The 14,751-nt window shown below is 37.9% G+C and carries 17 protein-coding genes; 15 read left to right on the forward strand and 2 right to left on the reverse strand.

Features of this window, described 5'->3' with window-relative positions; translation table 11 throughout:
• Nucleotides 1-6: 6 nt before the first annotated feature.
• On the reverse strand, nucleotides 7-342 hold the full coding sequence (locus tag ACOZIR_RS13790) for a DUF485 domain-containing protein (protein WP_033579473.1): 336 nt from the start codon (nucleotides 340-342) through the stop codon (nucleotides 7-9).
• 497 nt (nucleotides 343-839) lie between these two features.
• Between ACOZIR_RS13790 and ACOZIR_RS13795 the strand changes: the two genes are divergently transcribed.
• The 4 genes from ACOZIR_RS13795 (at nucleotide 840) to ACOZIR_RS13810 (ending at nucleotide 3,863) form a co-directional block, all read left to right on the forward strand.
• The gene (locus ACOZIR_RS13795; RefSeq protein ID WP_045294927.1) at nucleotides 840-1,148 is read left to right on the forward strand and encodes a hypothetical protein; all 309 of its coding nucleotides are present in this window, start codon (nucleotides 840-842) and stop codon (nucleotides 1,146-1,148) included.
• Nucleotides 1,149-1,364: 216 nt separating this feature from the next.
• The gene (locus ACOZIR_RS13800) at nucleotides 1,365-2,120 is read left to right on the forward strand and encodes an IclR family transcriptional regulator (protein WP_045294925.1); all 756 of its coding nucleotides are present in this window, start codon (nucleotides 1,365-1,367) and stop codon (nucleotides 2,118-2,120) included.
• A 32-nt stretch (nucleotides 2,121-2,152) separates the two neighbouring features.
• Nucleotides 2,153-2,980: an aldo/keto reductase gene (locus ACOZIR_RS13805; RefSeq protein ID WP_045294923.1), complete on the forward strand. Its 828-nt coding sequence runs from the start codon at nucleotides 2,153-2,155 to the stop codon at nucleotides 2,978-2,980.
• 121 nt (nucleotides 2,981-3,101) lie between these two features.
• A complete protein-coding gene (locus ACOZIR_RS13810) occupies nucleotides 3,102-3,863 on the forward strand; it encodes an SDR family oxidoreductase (protein ID WP_045294922.1) in 762 nt (253 codons plus the stop codon).
• Between the two features lie 171 nt (nucleotides 3,864-4,034).
• Here ACOZIR_RS13810 and ACOZIR_RS13815 read toward each other — a convergent pair whose 3' ends face one another.
• Nucleotides 4,035-4,490, reverse strand: a complete 456-nt coding sequence (locus ACOZIR_RS13815) for a MarR family winged helix-turn-helix transcriptional regulator (protein ID WP_025749716.1) — start codon at nucleotides 4,488-4,490, stop codon at nucleotides 4,035-4,037.
• Between the two features lie 352 nt (nucleotides 4,491-4,842).
• On the opposite strand from ACOZIR_RS13815, the gene ACOZIR_RS13820 reads away from it, so the two are divergent.
• The 11 genes from ACOZIR_RS13820 (at nucleotide 4,843) to rbsB (ending at nucleotide 14,461) form a co-directional block, all read left to right on the forward strand.
• Nucleotides 4,843-5,481, forward strand: a complete 639-nt coding sequence (locus ACOZIR_RS13820) for an HlyD family efflux transporter periplasmic adaptor subunit (protein ID WP_028412179.1) — start codon at nucleotides 4,843-4,845, stop codon at nucleotides 5,479-5,481.
• 42 nt (nucleotides 5,482-5,523) lie between these two features.
• Complete coding sequence (locus ACOZIR_RS13825) at nucleotides 5,524-7,149, forward strand: DHA2 family efflux MFS transporter permease subunit (RefSeq protein WP_114894296.1); 1,626 nt, start codon at nucleotides 5,524-5,526, stop codon at nucleotides 7,147-7,149.
• 18 nt (nucleotides 7,150-7,167) lie between these two features.
• Nucleotides 7,168-7,698 carry an NAD(P)H-dependent oxidoreductase gene (locus ACOZIR_RS13830; protein ID WP_013055626.1) on the forward strand — a complete coding sequence of 177 codons (531 nt, stop codon included), beginning with the start codon at nucleotides 7,168-7,170 and terminating at the stop codon, nucleotides 7,696-7,698.
• An 8-nt stretch (nucleotides 7,699-7,706) separates the two neighbouring features.
• Nucleotides 7,707-8,117 (forward strand): hypothetical protein, encoded by a 411-nt coding sequence (locus tag ACOZIR_RS13835; RefSeq protein ID WP_275036849.1) that lies wholly within the window; start codon nucleotides 7,707-7,709, stop codon nucleotides 8,115-8,117.
• 162 nt (nucleotides 8,118-8,279) lie between these two features.
• Nucleotides 8,280-8,705: a MarR family winged helix-turn-helix transcriptional regulator gene (locus ACOZIR_RS13840; protein WP_028412182.1), complete on the forward strand. Its 426-nt coding sequence runs from the start codon at nucleotides 8,280-8,282 to the stop codon at nucleotides 8,703-8,705.
• Nucleotides 8,706-8,821: 116 nt separating this feature from the next.
• Nucleotides 8,822-9,811, forward strand: coding sequence for a LacI family DNA-binding transcriptional regulator (locus ACOZIR_RS13845; protein ID WP_013081939.1), 990 nt, complete (start codon nucleotides 8,822-8,824; stop codon nucleotides 9,809-9,811).
• Nucleotides 9,804-10,682 (forward strand): ribokinase, encoded by an 879-nt coding sequence (gene rbsK / locus ACOZIR_RS13850; protein ID WP_045294917.1) that lies wholly within the window; start codon nucleotides 9,804-9,806, stop codon nucleotides 10,680-10,682. Before ACOZIR_RS13845 ends, rbsK begins: the two co-directional genes overlap by 8 nt.
• Nucleotides 10,683-11,072 (forward strand): D-ribose pyranase, encoded by a 390-nt coding sequence (rbsD, locus tag ACOZIR_RS13855; protein WP_045294915.1) that lies wholly within the window; start codon nucleotides 10,683-10,685, stop codon nucleotides 11,070-11,072.
• A gap of 14 nt (nucleotides 11,073-11,086) precedes the next feature.
• Nucleotides 11,087-12,568 (forward strand): sugar ABC transporter ATP-binding protein, encoded by a 1,482-nt coding sequence (locus ACOZIR_RS13860; RefSeq protein ID WP_045294914.1) that lies wholly within the window; start codon nucleotides 11,087-11,089, stop codon nucleotides 12,566-12,568.
• Nucleotide 12,569: 1 nt separating this feature from the next.
• Entirely contained in the window at nucleotides 12,570-13,529 is a 960-nt protein-coding gene (gene rbsC, locus ACOZIR_RS13865; protein ID WP_025749709.1) for a ribose ABC transporter permease RbsC, read from the forward strand.
• An 11-nt stretch (nucleotides 13,530-13,540) separates the two neighbouring features.
• Nucleotides 13,541-14,461: a ribose ABC transporter substrate-binding protein RbsB gene (gene rbsB / locus ACOZIR_RS13870; RefSeq protein WP_014461376.1), complete on the forward strand. Its 921-nt coding sequence runs from the start codon at nucleotides 13,541-13,543 to the stop codon at nucleotides 14,459-14,461.
• Nucleotides 14,462-14,751: the final 290 nt, after the last annotated feature.

Genomic DNA, 14,751 nt, shown 5'->3' on the forward strand with positions numbered 1-14,751 from the left:
CCCTATTCAATTTGCAGCTTCTTTTTTTATTGTGTCAACAAGTTCATCAAATTTCGAGGCTCTTTTTGTGTATAAAATGCAGAGGGCCCAGGTCATCACAAACTGTGCAAAAGCAAATACCCACGCCCAAGTCATAGAAGCAAAAGCCGGTTTGTTTAAGACGGTTGTGTAAGCCGTTAAGATAGGCAAGGTAAAATAAAAAGCAAGAAAAAACAGAGAGAGCGGTAGAATAAAATTGCGTTTTTGTTTCAAAAGCTTTTGAAATGAAGCAGACTGTACAATTTCTGTGTAATCAGGAGAGGAAGAAGCATTGTTAACCTTCTTTAAAGAATTTTCATTCATCGCCAAGCGGAATTCCCCCTTTGATAATAAATAGATGAAGCAAAAAGCTTCATATCACTTGAATTATATTATTTTCGGAATAAAAAGTAAATTCTGTCTTTTTGTGAGAATGGTAACTTTGGAAGTTTTTTAATATACTAAAGATTCAAACTAAATGCATACTGCCATAATAAAAAACGAACAACATTCAATATAAAGGAAAAATCATTCGCAACAGAAATGTTGAAATTAATCCTTGGTTTCTTTTACATATAAGGCTTTTCTTCATTATTTAAACGTTATTTTTTTGTTTGATCTTTTGAAAAGCAAAAGAAGATGATGATAAAATCATAAGCACACAATAATGTTAGACAGGAAACGGGTTGAGAAAGTACGCTATTATTTAGAGATGGTTATAAATAGGCAAGATATTATGAAAGATTTCTATATGAATGATATTTTTTCTTTATAGTAAACAAATAATGTGACTACTTATATAAAAGAGAAAAGGTGAAATAATGGCATTTGGAATCAAGCGCCCGGAACTAAACGCATGGAAAGCAGCTGTTAAGCGAGGAGAGATCGCATTTTTAACTCATTACTGGCTTGATGAGCGTTTTCCAAATGCAACTACCGTAACAAAAGTAGGTTGCAGTGACTTAAATAAGCTGATTAAGTGGGGAGAAAAGTATGGTATTCCCGCTAAGTATATTGATAATCGATCCGGCTATCCTCATTTCGATTTACTAGGCGAGCGCCAGAAAGAAATTATGAAAAAGGAAAATCAGCTGGAGCAGCTGAAGCGATTTGAAGAAGTTAACGAGTGAAAAGCAAAGCTAATTTAAAAAACTGTAAAAAAATTCTATTGTTAAGGCTTTTTTTATGTTTAAATAGAAAAAACAGTGGAATAGATTAAGAAGAACAATTACGTTATATATTCTCTCATATAGGGAAAATAACTTGGTTTAGTTTCCTTATTTGATACGATAAAGAGCTTTGTTTTATAATAAAATTGTTGTTCGGATAAAAGGAGGAAGAAGGGCATGTCCGAGGTTGGAACTTTAAAAAAAGGATTAGATATCTTCTCTTTGCTTTTAAACCGTCCGAATATGACTATTCCAGAAATGATGGAAGCGCTCGGTTTTAATAAGAGTACGATGTATCGTCTCGTAAGCACGCTTGAACAAAACGGATTTATTGTAAGAAACCCGTCTAACCGCTATACGGTTTCACCGCAACTGGTGCTGGCACTCGTGCAAAATACGATGCATACGAATTATGAAATGAATTGGCTCTCTGTTCCTGCTATGCAGAAGCTGAGTGAAGAGACCAATGAGACCATTTACGCGGGAATTCTCCATCATAAACAAATGGTTACAACTCAGGTGGTGAACGGGCAATATAGCACTCGTACGCATTCCGAAGTAGGAAATAAAAAGCCGCTTCATGCAAATGCTATTGGGAAGTGTATTCTTGCTTATCAAGAGGACAGCGTGCAAAAATCTATTCTTCACGAACTTTCGCTTGAAGCTTATACAGATCGAACGATTACCGAGCTGGACGAGCTTGAAGCTGATTTGGCTTTAAGTAAGGAAAGAGGATATGCTGTCGATGATGAAGAACGGGAGCCTGGCGTTCGCTGTATTGCAGCCCCTATTTTCAGAAAAGGAAAAATAATGGCAGCTATTGCTTTATCAGGTCCATCCGTTCGTATTTCACAAGAGAAAGACGAAGAACATGCTGCACTTGTTAAACAATGCGCAGAACAAATTTCACAAGCAATTACTCTTTACGAATAATTCAACAGTCAAAAAAGGGGATGAACAGCAACATGGAAAACTTACAGTCAACGACGACCTTAGCAAATGGCGTTAAAATGCCTTGGTTAGGTTTAGGTGTTTATAAAGTAGAAGATGGTCAAGAAGTTGTAGACTCAGTTAAATATGCAATCAAAGCTGGATATAAAAGCATTGATACGGCTAAAATTTATGAAAATGAAGAAGGCGTTGGACAAGCAATTAAAGAATCAGGTGTTTCTCGCGAAGAACTATTTGTTACATCAAAAGTGTGGAATGCAGATCAAGGATATGACACAACTCTTCAAGCGTTTGAAACAAGCTTAAACAAGCTAGGTCTTGAATATTTAGATTTATACTTAATTCACTGGCCGGTTGAAGGTAAGTATAAAGATACTTGGAAAGCACTTGAAAAGCTTTATAAAGACGGGAAAATTCGTGCAATCGGCGTATCGAATTTCCAAGTTCATCATCTAGAAGACTTAATTGCAGATGCAGAAGTTAAGCCGATGGTAAACCAAATCGAATTTCATCCACTTTTAACACAAACAGAAGTGCGTGAATACTGCAAAAAACAAGGAATCCAAGTGGAAGCATGGTCACCGCTTGCACAAGGTGAGCTGCTTGATAACGAAGTGCTAACTCAAATTGCCGAAAAACACGGAAAATCAACTGCTCAAGTTATCTTACGTTGGGACTTACAAAACGAAGTAGTAACGATTCCTAAGTCAACAAAAGAACATCGTATTGTCCAAAATGCAGACGTATTTGATTTTGAATTAAATGCAGAAGAAGTTGAAAAAATTAACGCATTAAATCAAAATCACCGCGTAGGTCCAGATCCGGATAACTTTGACTTTTAATTTTAAATCAAGACTAAAACGTCTTGTAAGATAAATAATAAACAAAGCGCTATTGTCATTCATGCAGTAGCGCTTTGTTTATTAAAAAGGAAATATGATGGCTGAACGAGGAGGAAAAGTAATGAAAATGTCAGGAAACACTATTTTAATTACGGGCGGAGCGTCTGGAATTGGGTTGGCGCTTGCAGAACGTTTTTTAAATGAAGGAAACGAAGTCATTATTTGTGGAAGAAGGGAATCAAAGCTGCAAGAAGCAAAAGAAAGATTCCCTTCGTTACATACAAAAGTGTGCGACGTATCAATAGAAGAAAGTAGAGTAGAGCTAGTAAAATGGACGACTGAAACGTTCCCAAAATTAAATGTTATTGTAAATAATGCAGGCATTCAGCAGCGCGTAAATCTTTTACACATGCACGAAGAGTGGAAGTATTACGAAAAAGAACTAATGAGTAATGTAAGTGCTCCTATTCATTTAACTTCGCTACTGATTCCTCATTTTGTTCAACAAGAACGGGCTGCGGTTATTAACGTAACGTCGGGACTGTCTTTAACACCTGGAGCATGGGTGCCAATCTACAGCGCAACAAAAGCGGCGTTAAGGTCATTTACGATTAGTTTAAGACATCAAGTAGAGGAAACAAATACCGAAGTGATAGAAATTCTTCCTCCAGCCGTGAACACGGATTTAGGAGGACCGGGACTTCATACATTTGGAGCGCCGCTTGAGGACTTTGCTGATTCAATATTTGAAGAATTGAAAAAAGGTGAAATCGAAATTGGCCATGGAGATAGCGCTAAGAGGCTTCATGCTTCCAAAGGAGAAATTGAGAAAGCTACAGCACAGGCTTGGAAGGGATTTTTGAAAAATAATCCTGAATTTTAAAGGCAGCAAACACAAAGGTTTCTAAACCCTTCAATGGTAGCATGTCACAAAAAGAGGCTGGAACAAAAGTATTTGAGTCCAAGTGAAAAACGAACCGTGAATCAACATGTTTGATTCACGGTTCGTCTTTAGATTGAATTCATCTCGTTATGTCCCAGCCTCTTTTTATCATTAACGATCTACCGTTTGTCTAATTCGTTTTTCCATTTTTTCAAGCATGCGGAGATACTCATCCTGTTCTTCAGGAGTTAGAGCAAAAAGCATGTCTTGCCAAAATAAATTTCGCTGCTCAATTACATAGTTCACTAATGTTTCGCCAGCCTCTGTTAAGGATATCCATACAATTCGGCGGTCTTTTTGGTCACGTACGCGCTTAATGAGTGCATCATCTTCTAATTGATTTAATAAAATGGTAGTAGCCCCAGAGGTTAGCTTTAGGTTTGAAGAAATTTCGGCTACCATACGTTTAGAGCTGATTCCAATAAATTTTAGAATTAAAAATTTCGTAATGGTCAAATTATAGGGCTGCTCACTGATTTTATCTTCCAAGAGCTTTCGTTTGAGTTCAAATAATGAGGTTTTAACTTGGTCGAGTTTTTCTAGTTTATCTATTAACTGCTGATCCATCATAATCACCTTTTCTTTATCATTATAGGTGTTAAACAATTGCTGCTAGTTACCTATTGTGGTTTATGTATATAGGGAGTTTGTTCCAAAAAAAGGAGCTGTTTTTGTGTATAACCCTATGCTTATATATCTAACTTTAAAGTAAAGTAAAGTACTTGTAAAGAAACCAAAACTTTTAAGTTGTATTTCAGTTAAAGATGTAGTAAAGTATTCAGTCGGGAAAACTTTATGAAACATAAATGTTTAGTTTTAAAAATAAATTAAAATCAAAGTTATTTACAACTAAATATCTTTGTGATAAAGTTATCTAGCGTAATACTTAACTGAATGAAATATTAAGGAGGTAAAATAAATGTCAAGAGGGCGTTTAATTTTAATGAACTTTATCGGAATTATTGTAGTATTAGCTTTAATTATTGGTGGGGGATACTATTATATTCAAAAATCTAATTATGTATCCACAGACAATGCAAAAGTGTCCGGAGACCTTTATACAGTAGTAGCGCCAGCGGCAGGTAAAGTAGCAAGCTGGAACATTGAAGAAGGTAAAGATGTTTCAAAAGACGATGAGGTAGCTAAAATCCAATCAGAAGATGGGGAAAAAACAGTTACAGTACCAGAAGATGGTAAAATCATCAAAACACAGGTGAAAGAAAATCAAATGGTTCAAGCTGGTCAACAAATTGCTAGCGAAGTAGATATGAATAACTTATTCATCATTGCAAACATTAAAGAAGACAAATTAAAAGATATTGAAGCTGGCGATGACGTTGATGTAACAGTTGACGGAGATACTAAAACAACAATCGATGGAAAAGTAGAAGAAATCGGTTATGCAACAAACTCAATTTTCTCATTAATGCCAAGCTCTAATTCAGACGGCAACTATACTAAAGTATCACAAACAGTTCCTGTTAAAATCTCTATTTCTAACTACTCTGAAAACGTACTACCAGGTATGAACGCAGAAGTTAAAATCTCTAAAAACTAAGAACGTACATGATTAAGAAGAGAAGAAAGGAGGAAGGAACTGATGTCAGCAAACACGATACAACCAGAGGAAAGCTCAGTTAAAAAGCATATCCCGCTGCTAGTCGTACTTATGCTTGGATTGTTCTTAGCAATTTTAAACCAAACGCTGCTAAATGTTGCGATTCCGCATCTGATTACAGAGTTTGGCGTCACGGCTAATACCGCACAGTGGTTGCTTACAGGATATATGCTTGTAAATGGTGCACTTATTCCATTATCAGCCTATTTAATTGAACGTTTTGGAGTTCGTCGCTTATTCTTATTTGCAATGGCCTGCTTTACAATAGGTGCACTTATCTGCGGAATTGCGCCTACTTTCTCGATTATGCTAATCGGACGTCTGGTTCAAGCAGTCGGAGGCGGAGTGCTAGCACCTCTAGTTATGACCATTATCGTATTTATTTTCCCTCCTCATATGCGCGGGAAAGGAATGGGTATCTTTGGTTTAGCCATGATGTTCGCTCCGGCAATTGGACCGACGCTTTCAGGATGGGTTATTCAAAACTATGACTGGCACATTTTATTTACGGGAATGGTGCCACTAGGTGCACTCGTACTTATTATTGCAGCTTTTAAATTAAAAGATATTAAACCACCTCAAAATGTAAAAGTAGATCTAATTTCTGTGTTTACATCCCTTGCAGGTATGGCTTTACTTCTATACGGCTTCAGTGAAGCTGGAAACGATGGCTGGACGGATTCAGTTGTATTGTCAACGATGATTGGCGGTATTGTCTTATTAATCATCTTTGTCGTGCAGCAGCTTCGACTTAAGAGTCCGTTACTTGATGTGAGAGTGTTTAAATACAGTATTTTCTCATTATCTAATATCATTAGTATTGCCATCACAATTAGCATGTATGCTGGTATGTTCTTGTTGCCAATTTACTTGCAAAATATTCGTGGCTATTCAGCATTTGATTCAGGTTTATTAATCTTGCCTGGTGCACTTGTTATGTTAGTTATGTCACCAATTTCTGGTACGCTGTTTGATAAATTAGGACCGCGCCCACTAGGGATTGTTGGGATGCTGATTACAGTTGTGACAACATTTGAATTTACAAAATTAACGCTTGAAACACCGTTTAGTCATATTGTTATTATTTATATGATCCGTGCATTCGGTATGTCATTATTGATGATGCCAATTATGACGGCTGGTTTAAATCAGCTGCCGGCAAAATTAAGCAGTCATGGTACATCAATGGCGAACACGCTTCGTCAGGTGAGTGGTTCAATCGGTATCAGTTTAATGACTACAATCTTTACAAATCGCACAACATATCATGTGAATGAAATGAGCAGTTCAATGACTACATCCGATCCATTCTTTATGAATAACTTCCAGGTATTTGTTCAAAAGATTGCTCAAACGCTTCACCTTTCTCAAACAGAAGCGCAAAAACAAGCTTTAACAACATTAGCTGGAAAAGTTCAAGCGCAAGCAACTGTACAAGGAATTAACGACGCGTTTTATTGGACAGTTATTATCGCCATTATTGGATTGGTTTTAAGTTTCTTCCTACGTGATGTTCGTAAAGATGCAGTAGTAGAAGTAGAAGAGACAGAAAAAGAAACAACAGACGATATTCGTATGTTACCGGCACCAAAAGATATGAACTCATAAGCAACGGAGGGATAAAGGATGAAAATTTGTATCGTATATGATAGTGAAGGCGGACATACAGAGGCATTAGCAAAAGCGATTGCTTCTGGGGCCGAGCTGTCTGGAGAAGCAACCGTATATGTAAAGCATGTCGAAGATGCAGATGTACGTGAACTGCCTGAAATGGATGCTATTATTTGGGGCTGCCCAGGGCATTTTGGAACAATTAGTTCAGGGTTAAAAACGTGGATCGATAAATTAGGTTATCTATGGGCAGAAGGTAAATTAATTAATAAAGTAGGTGCGGTGTTCTGTACAACAGCTACAACGCACGGTGGCTTAGAAGCGACGCTTTTAAATTTAATTACACCTATGCTTCATCAAGGTATGATTATTGCTGGATTACCAGGTAACATCCCAGAAAATGCGCTTTACGGTACTTATTACGGTGTTGGAATTACTTGTCCAATCGAAGGTGACGAATTATTAACAGAGAACGACCAAGCGCTGGGTAAAGCATTAGGAGAACGTGTTGTTCAAGTGACTAAACGAATGACACAAGGACAGTAGGTGACGGTATGTTAGGTATTTTACTGATCGTTGTAGCTGTGATTCTGGTTGTACTAATTATTACTATGAATGCCAAAGCATCATCTTCTAAGCGCCAGCGTACAGTTCCACCTAAAAAAGAAGCGGCTGCTTCAAATGCTCCTAAAGAGCCAAAAGTAGCAGAGAAAAAAGTAGCAGAAGAAAAACCTGCAGCACCAAAAGAAGAACCAAAAGAGCCGCAGACGAAGATGGAAACAAGAACATCTAGACATAAGAGAGAAAAAGATGTCATGAACGATGATATGTATCGTCAAGTGCTGCAAAAGTTTAGAGAAGGCGAAAAAGACGACACGGTTTTTACAAAAGAAGAACGTGATGTTATGAATGATGACGCTTTTCGTAAGGCTTTAAGATCGTTTAAGAAAAACGATAATGAATGAGTTTCTTCTATTATAATAGTACGGAATAAAAGAGATAGAAAATAGGTTATAAGCATTCTACGAAACCAGCCGCTCTCCCCAGGTTAGGTTTCGCTTGGAGTGCAGCAGGGGGCTGACATGTTAACATCGACTCCCTGATTATAAGAAAGGGGACGTCAAAACATGGAACAGCTCACATTTATTGAAGAGGTCCAGAGAATTTCGATATCCCTTAACAAAAAGGTAATGACAGAGATAAAAGAAAGGTTACTTTCACAAGGGATTACACCTTTTCAATATCATATCTTATTAATTATCGGTAAATGCAGTCACATTGGGGTAACTAAGCTGGCAGAAGAGATGCGCGTCAAGCCTAGTGCGATTACTCCTGTTATTACTCGTTTAATAGATTTAGAGTTAGTTTCACGCTATCACTCTAAAGAGGATCGCCGTAAGGTAAACATTGAGTTAACTGCTAAAGGTGAACAAGTGATTGAAGAAGCAAATGAAATTGTGCAAAAGATGATTGCTCATTTCTTTTCTTGCTATGAGCCGAAAGATCAAGAGCAATTTTTGAAATTATTTAAGAAACTAGACGCTAATATCTAATGAAAGAAAAATCACTTCTTAATGAAGTGATTTTTTTTGTTAAAAAGATTGTCAACTTCACTTTTCCATGATATTATTTGTGTAAACGGTTACATATATGAAAGGAGGGAAATAAAGTGGTAACGATTCGTGATGTAGCAAAAGAAGCAGGTGTGTCCGTTGCGACCGTTTCGCGCGTTTTAAATAGTACAGGGTATGTAAAAGAAGACACGCGTGTGCGAGTAATGAATACAATTCAAAAATTAAACTACAGCCCTAACGAAGTAGCCCGTTCGCTTTATACACGTGAATCACGTTTGATTGGTCTCTTGCTGCCCGACATTACAAACCCTTTTTTCCCTCAGCTTGCACGTGGAATAGAAGATGAAGTACATAGCCATGGATTTCGTTTAATTCTTGGCAATAGTGATGAGCAGTTAGAGAAAGAATTAACCTATCTCCAAACGTTTACGCAAAATCATGTAGTAGGAATGATTACGGCAACAACAAGTCTAGCTCAGAAACTGTATGAAGGTCTTACATTTCCCGTCGTGTTTTTAGATAGAAGTTCTGATCAGTATCCATCTGTTTATGCTGATGGTTTTGAAGGTGGGAAACTTGCTGCAGAAGAAATAATCAAAAGAGGAAGTAAAAGAATTACCCTTATCAAAGGTCCAGTAAATGTAAAGCCTGCTCAGGAACGTTTTCAAGGCTCTCTGTCTGTTTTGAGTCAGTCTGATGCAGACTTTTACGTATTAAATACAAATTCTCTAGCGTTTGACGATGCGCAGAAATGGGCAAAGGAAATCTTTCAAAAGTATCCTGAAACAGACGGAATCATTGCAAGTAACGACATTGTAGCCACAGCTGTTTTACACGAGGCGTTTCGATTAGAAAAAAGCGTGCCTGATGATCTTCAAGTGATTGGTTTTGATGATATTCCGCAAAGCCGCTTTTCGTTTCCAGCGCTGTCTACAATTCGTCAGCCTGCTTATGAAATGGGCAAGCAAGCAGCAGGTCTGTTAATGAAATGCATTAAGAAAGAACCTTTAATTCAAAAGCAAGTACAACTACCCGTTACGTTTATTGAACGAAATACGACACGAAAGGTTGAGGAACATGGCTAAAGTAACTGTGATTGGAAGTTCATCAATGGATTTAGTAGTAACATCAAATATTCGTCCTGGAGCTGGAGAAACAGTGTTAGGAGAATCATTTAAAACCGTTCCGGGAGGAAAAGGAGCGAATCAAGCTGTTGCAGCAGCCCGTCTTGGAGCGAATGTGAGTATGATTGGATGTGTGGGCGAGGATCATTATGGAAAAGCAATCCTGGAGAATTTCAAATCAAACGGTGTATCCGTGGAAAATGTGAAACCGGTTACAGATTCAGACAGCGGAACAGCTCACATTATACTCGCTGAAGGAGATAACAGCATTGTAGTTGTCAAAGGAGCAAACGATTATATTACTCCAGACTACGTAGAAAAAGCAAAAGAAAAAATTAAAGAAGCTGATATCGTACTTATTCAGCAAGAAATTCCAGAAGAAACGGTTGAATATGTTGCTCAGCTTTGTCAGGAACTTAAAGTACCGCTTTTATTAAATCCAGCGCCTGCAAGACCATTAAAAGCAGAAGTGATTGAACAAGTTTCTTACATCACTCCAAATGAACATGAAGCAGAGCTTTTATTTGAAGGAAAAGAAAAAGAAGAAGTATTAAAACAGTATCCAAATAAATTGTTTATTACAGAAGGAAAACAAGGTGTACGCTATTTTAACGGCGAGAAAGAAGTGTTGGTTCCTTCTTATCAAGTAGAAACGATTGATACAACAGGAGCAGGAGATACATTTAACGCAGCGCTTGCTGTGGCACTTGCCGAAGGAATGGGCTTTGAAAAAGGAATTCAGTTTGCTAATCGCGCAGCTTCGCTATCCGTCACTAAATTTGGTGCGCAAGGCGGTATGCCTACTCGAAAAGAAGTGGAGGAGAGTCTGTAAATGAAACGCCACGGAATGATTAACAGTCATATTACGAAAATACTAACAGATCTAGGTCATACAGACACTATTGTCATTGCAGATGCAGGGTTACCTGTTCCTAGTGACGTGCCTAAAATTGATTTATCTTTAAAGCTAGGAGTGCCTAGCTTTGAAGATGTAGTAATAGCTGTGCTAGAAGATATGGCTACAGAAAAAATAGTGATTGCTTCTGAAATGAAAGAAAGAAATCAAAAGGCTTACGAGCTGATGGAGAAGCAAAACATCTTAGTAGAAGAAGTATCGCATGAACAATTAAAAATGCTGACAAGCAAAACGAAAGTTGTGATTCGTACAGGAGAAGCAACTCCTTATGCAAACTGCATTTTACAAGCGGGAGTTATTTTTTAAAAGAGGTGAACAGCATGCATATTGCAATGAGAGGGATTCATAAAGCCTTTGGAGCAAACCGTGTACTAAGGGGCGTGGATTTTGAATTACATGAAGGTGAAGTTCACGCACTAATGGGGGAAAATGGAGCGGGGAAATCTACGCTGATGAATATTTTAACCGGCCTTCATAAAAAAGATGAAGGGCAGATTCTGATTGATGGCAAAGAGACGTATTTTCAAAATCCAAAAGAAGCAGAACAAAACGGAATTACCTTTATTCATCAAGAGCTGAACGTTTGGCCTGAAATGACGGTGCTTGAGAACTTGTTTATCGGCAAAGAATTAAAAACGCCTTTAGGTTTTTTAAAAACAAAAGAAATGAAAGCGTTAGCAAAGAAACAGTTTGAAAAATTAGCTGTGACCATTCCGCTTGATCAAGAAGCGGGACTTTGTTCTGTCGGACAGCAGCAAATGATTGAGATAGCCAAAGCGCTGATGACGAATGCAAAGGTGATTATCATGGATGAGCCAACCGCAGCGCTTACTGAAAGAGAAATTCAAAAGTTATTTGACGTAATTAATGCGCTGCGAAAACAAGGTGTATCGATTGTCTATATTTCACATCGTATGGAAGAGATTTTTGCTATTTGTGATTCCATTACGGTCATGCGTGACGGACAGACGGTAGACAAAAAGCCGATTCCAGAAACCAGCTTCGATGATGTTGTTCGCAAAATGGTAGGAAGAGAGCTAACGGATCGATTTCCTGCTAGGACATCTCCTAAGGGAGACGTTGTATTTGAAGCAAAAGGCTTGGAGAGAAAAGGTGTATTTCAAGACGTTCATTTTTCAGTGCGATCAGGAGAAATTGTCGGCGTTGCGGGACTAATGGGAGCTGGCAGAACCGAAATTATGCGCGCTATCTTCGGGCTTGATCCGTTAGAAAAAGGCGAAATTATCTTAAATGGTAAACGGGTCAGTATCACAAAGCCTGACCAAGCCATTAAATTAGGTCTCGGGTTCATTACAGAAGATCGTAAAACAGAAGGGCTCGTTCTGGATTTTTCTATTCGAGAAAATATTGCGCTTCCAAGTCTATTCAGCTTTTCGCCAAAAGGCTTTATTGAACAAAAAAGCGAGCAGCAATTTGTAGATTTGCTTATTAAACGTTTAACGATTAAAACCGAGTCGTCTGAGACGAGTGCAGGTAACTTATCGGGAGGAAATCAGCAAAAAGTAGTTATTGCCAAGTGGATTGGCATTGGACCAAAAGTGTTGATTTTAGATGAACCGACGCGAGGAGTTGACGTCGGGGCAAAGCGTGAAATTTATCAGCTTATGAATGAACTGACAGACAGAGGCGTGGCTATTATCATGGTGTCTTCAGAGCTTCCGGAAGTACTCGGCATGAGCGATCGCATTTTGGTTGTGCATGAAGGAAAAATAACAGGTGAACTGACAAGTGAAGAAGCAACTCAAGAAAAAATTATGACATTTGCAACAGGAGGTCAGTAAAATGAAAGCAAACACAGCGATAAAAGAAAATCGCGTTGATAACGTGATGCAAAAGCTAGGTCCGTTACTAGGTCTATTTATTCTTATTGTCATTGTATCGATTTTAAATCCAAGCTTTTTAGAACCTTTAAATATTTTAAACTTGCTGCGTCAAGTGGCCATTAATGCTTTAATTGCATTCGGTATGACATTTGTTATTTTAACAGGTGGAATTGATTTATCGGTTGGCTCTATACTTGCTCTATCAAGTGCGTTAATGGCAGGTATGATTGTGTCAGGTGTAGATCCTATTTTGGCTATTTTAATAGGATGTGTGTTAGGAGCTGTAATGGGTATGATTAATGGCTTACTTATTACAAAAGGAAAAATGGCGCCGTTTATTGCGACGCTAGCGACGATGACAATTTTTAGAGGGTTAACGCTTGTTTATACAGATGGAAATCCGATTACGGGCTTAGGTGAAAACTATTACTTCCAATTATTTGGCCGAGGCTATTTCCTAGGCATTCCTGTTCCAGCGATTACGATGGTACTAGCATTTGCTGTCCTATGGGTGATTTTGCATAAAACACCGTTTGGCCGTAGAACATATGCAATCGGTGGAAATGAAAAAGCAGCATTTATTTCAGGAATCAAAGTTCCGAAAGTTAAGGTTATGATTTACTCATTAGCAGGATTATTGGCAGCGCTATCAGGAGCGATTTTGACTTCTCGCTTGAACTCTGCTCAGCCAACGGCAGGTACGTCTTATGAGTTAGATGCTATCGCTGCAGTAGTACTGGGGGGAACAAGCCTTTCTGGAGGACGTGGACGCATTGTTGGAACGTTAATTGGTGCGCTGATTATCGGAACGTTAAACAACGGTTTGAACTTACTCGGCGTTTCGTCATTTTACCAAATGGTTGTAAAAGGAATTGTTATTTTAATCGCGGTATTAATTGATCGCAAAAAGTCAGCTTAGGAGGGAAAAACATGAAGAAAATTTGGCTCGTGCTATTATCATTTTCATTATTACTGTTAGGGGCTTGTTCACTTCAGCCTCCTGAGTGGGCGAAGCCATCTGAAAGTAAAAATTTAAAAGATATTAAAATTGGTTTATCCGTTTCTACATTAAATAATCCGTTCTTTGTTTCGCTAAAAGAAGGGGTACAAAAAGAAGCAAAAAAACTGGGCATGGAAGTAGTTGTAGTAGATGCTCAAAATGATTCAGCAAAACAAATTAACGATGTGGAAGATTTAATGCAGCAAGGTGTTAACATTCTGCTTATTAACCCAACGGATTCAGCTGCTATTTCAACAGCTGTACAATCGGCTAACAATGTAGGCATTCCAGTTATTACGCTAGATCGTTCAGCAGAAAAAGGAAAAGTGGAAACACTGGTAGCTTCAGATAATGTAAAAGGCGGTCAAATGGCTGCTGATTACATTGTGAAAAAAGTAGGGGAAAAAGCTCAGGTAGCAGAACTTGAAGGCGTGCCGGGAGCTTCAGCAACTCGTGAACGAGGAAAAGGGTTCCATAACGTTGCAGATCAAAAGCTAGATATTACGGCTAAACAGTCAGCTGATTTTGACCGTACAAAAGGCTTAAACGTTATGGAGAATGTTCTTCAAGGAAACCCTGGTATCAAAGCCGTATTTGCTCACAATGATGAAATGGCATTAGGAGCTATTCAAGCGATTAACAGCTCAGGAAAAGATGTGTTAGTAGTAGGGTTTGATGGAAACGATGATGCAATTAAAGCAGTAAAAGAAGGGAAACTAGGAGCAACTGTAGCCCAGCAGCCTGTTTTAATTGGTAAACTTGCCGTAAAGTCTGCTAAAAATGTTCTTCAAGGCAAAAAAGTAGATAAGCAAATTCCAGTGCCTTTAAAACTAGTAACCTCTGAAAAATAATGGCTTTATACGTGTGAAGAAAAAAGACGCTCATTTGATTTATGGGCGTCTTTTTATATATATAAAGTGTAAAAAAGAAGTGAAAAAGTCACAACTTTATAAATAGTGTAGGAATTATGTAGGTGGAATTTATGTAATAAAAAGTAAAAAACACCGAAAAAAGACGGTAAAACACATAATTTTCTGTGAAAAATTTGTAATATAGCTGTAATAATAAGCGTTTATTTCGATTTTTAAAGAGTAATTTTGCCCCCTTTGTGACAAAAATATATCTTTTTTAATAAACAGTA

Origin of the sequence: Priestia sp. D3YE.R1 (genome assembly GCF_049199565.1) — a bacterium.
Taxonomy (GTDB): domain Bacteria; phylum Bacillota; class Bacilli; order Bacillales; family Bacillaceae_H; genus Priestia; species Priestia aryabhattai.

Bases quoted from the DNA above. Each gene is read 5' to 3' on its own strand.
- ACOZIR_RS13825 (WP_114894296.1), top strand. From the start codon at position 5,524: ATGTCAGCAAACACGATACAACCAGAGGAAAGCTCAGTTAAAAAGCAT.
- ACOZIR_RS13840 (WP_028412182.1), top strand. From the start codon at position 8,280: ATGGAACAGCTCACATTTATTGAAGAGGTCCAGAGAATTTCGATATCC.
- ACOZIR_RS13830 (WP_013055626.1), top strand. From the start codon at position 7,168: ATGAAAATTTGTATCGTATATGATAGTGAAGGCGGACATACAGAGGCA.
- ACOZIR_RS13815 (WP_025749716.1), bottom strand. From the start codon at position 4,490: ATGGATCAGCAGTTAATAGATAAACTAGAAAAACTCGACCAAGTTAAA.
- ACOZIR_RS13860 (WP_045294914.1), top strand. From the start codon at position 11,087: ATGCATATTGCAATGAGAGGGATTCATAAAGCCTTTGGAGCAAACCGT.
- ACOZIR_RS13835 (WP_275036849.1), top strand. From the start codon at position 7,707: ATGTTAGGTATTTTACTGATCGTTGTAGCTGTGATTCTGGTTGTACTA.
- ACOZIR_RS13810 (WP_045294922.1), top strand. From the start codon at position 3,102: ATGAAAATGTCAGGAAACACTATTTTAATTACGGGCGGAGCGTCTGGA.
- ACOZIR_RS13820 (WP_028412179.1), top strand. From the start codon at position 4,843: ATGTCAAGAGGGCGTTTAATTTTAATGAACTTTATCGGAATTATTGTA.
- ACOZIR_RS13795 (WP_045294927.1), top strand. From the start codon at position 840: ATGGCATTTGGAATCAAGCGCCCGGAACTAAACGCATGGAAAGCAGCT.
- rbsD (WP_045294915.1), top strand. From the start codon at position 10,683: ATGAAACGCCACGGAATGATTAACAGTCATATTACGAAAATACTAACA.
- rbsC (WP_025749709.1), top strand. From the start codon at position 12,570: ATGAAAGCAAACACAGCGATAAAAGAAAATCGCGTTGATAACGTGATG.
- rbsB (WP_014461376.1), top strand. From the start codon at position 13,541: ATGAAGAAAATTTGGCTCGTGCTATTATCATTTTCATTATTACTGTTA.
- rbsK (WP_045294917.1), top strand. From the start codon at position 9,804: ATGGCTAAAGTAACTGTGATTGGAAGTTCATCAATGGATTTAGTAGTA.
- ACOZIR_RS13790 (WP_033579473.1), bottom strand. From the start codon at position 342: ATGAATGAAAATTCTTTAAAGAAGGTTAACAATGCTTCTTCCTCTCCT.
- ACOZIR_RS13805 (WP_045294923.1), top strand. From the start codon at position 2,153: ATGGAAAACTTACAGTCAACGACGACCTTAGCAAATGGCGTTAAAATG.
- ACOZIR_RS13800 (WP_045294925.1), top strand. From the start codon at position 1,365: ATGTCCGAGGTTGGAACTTTAAAAAAAGGATTAGATATCTTCTCTTTG.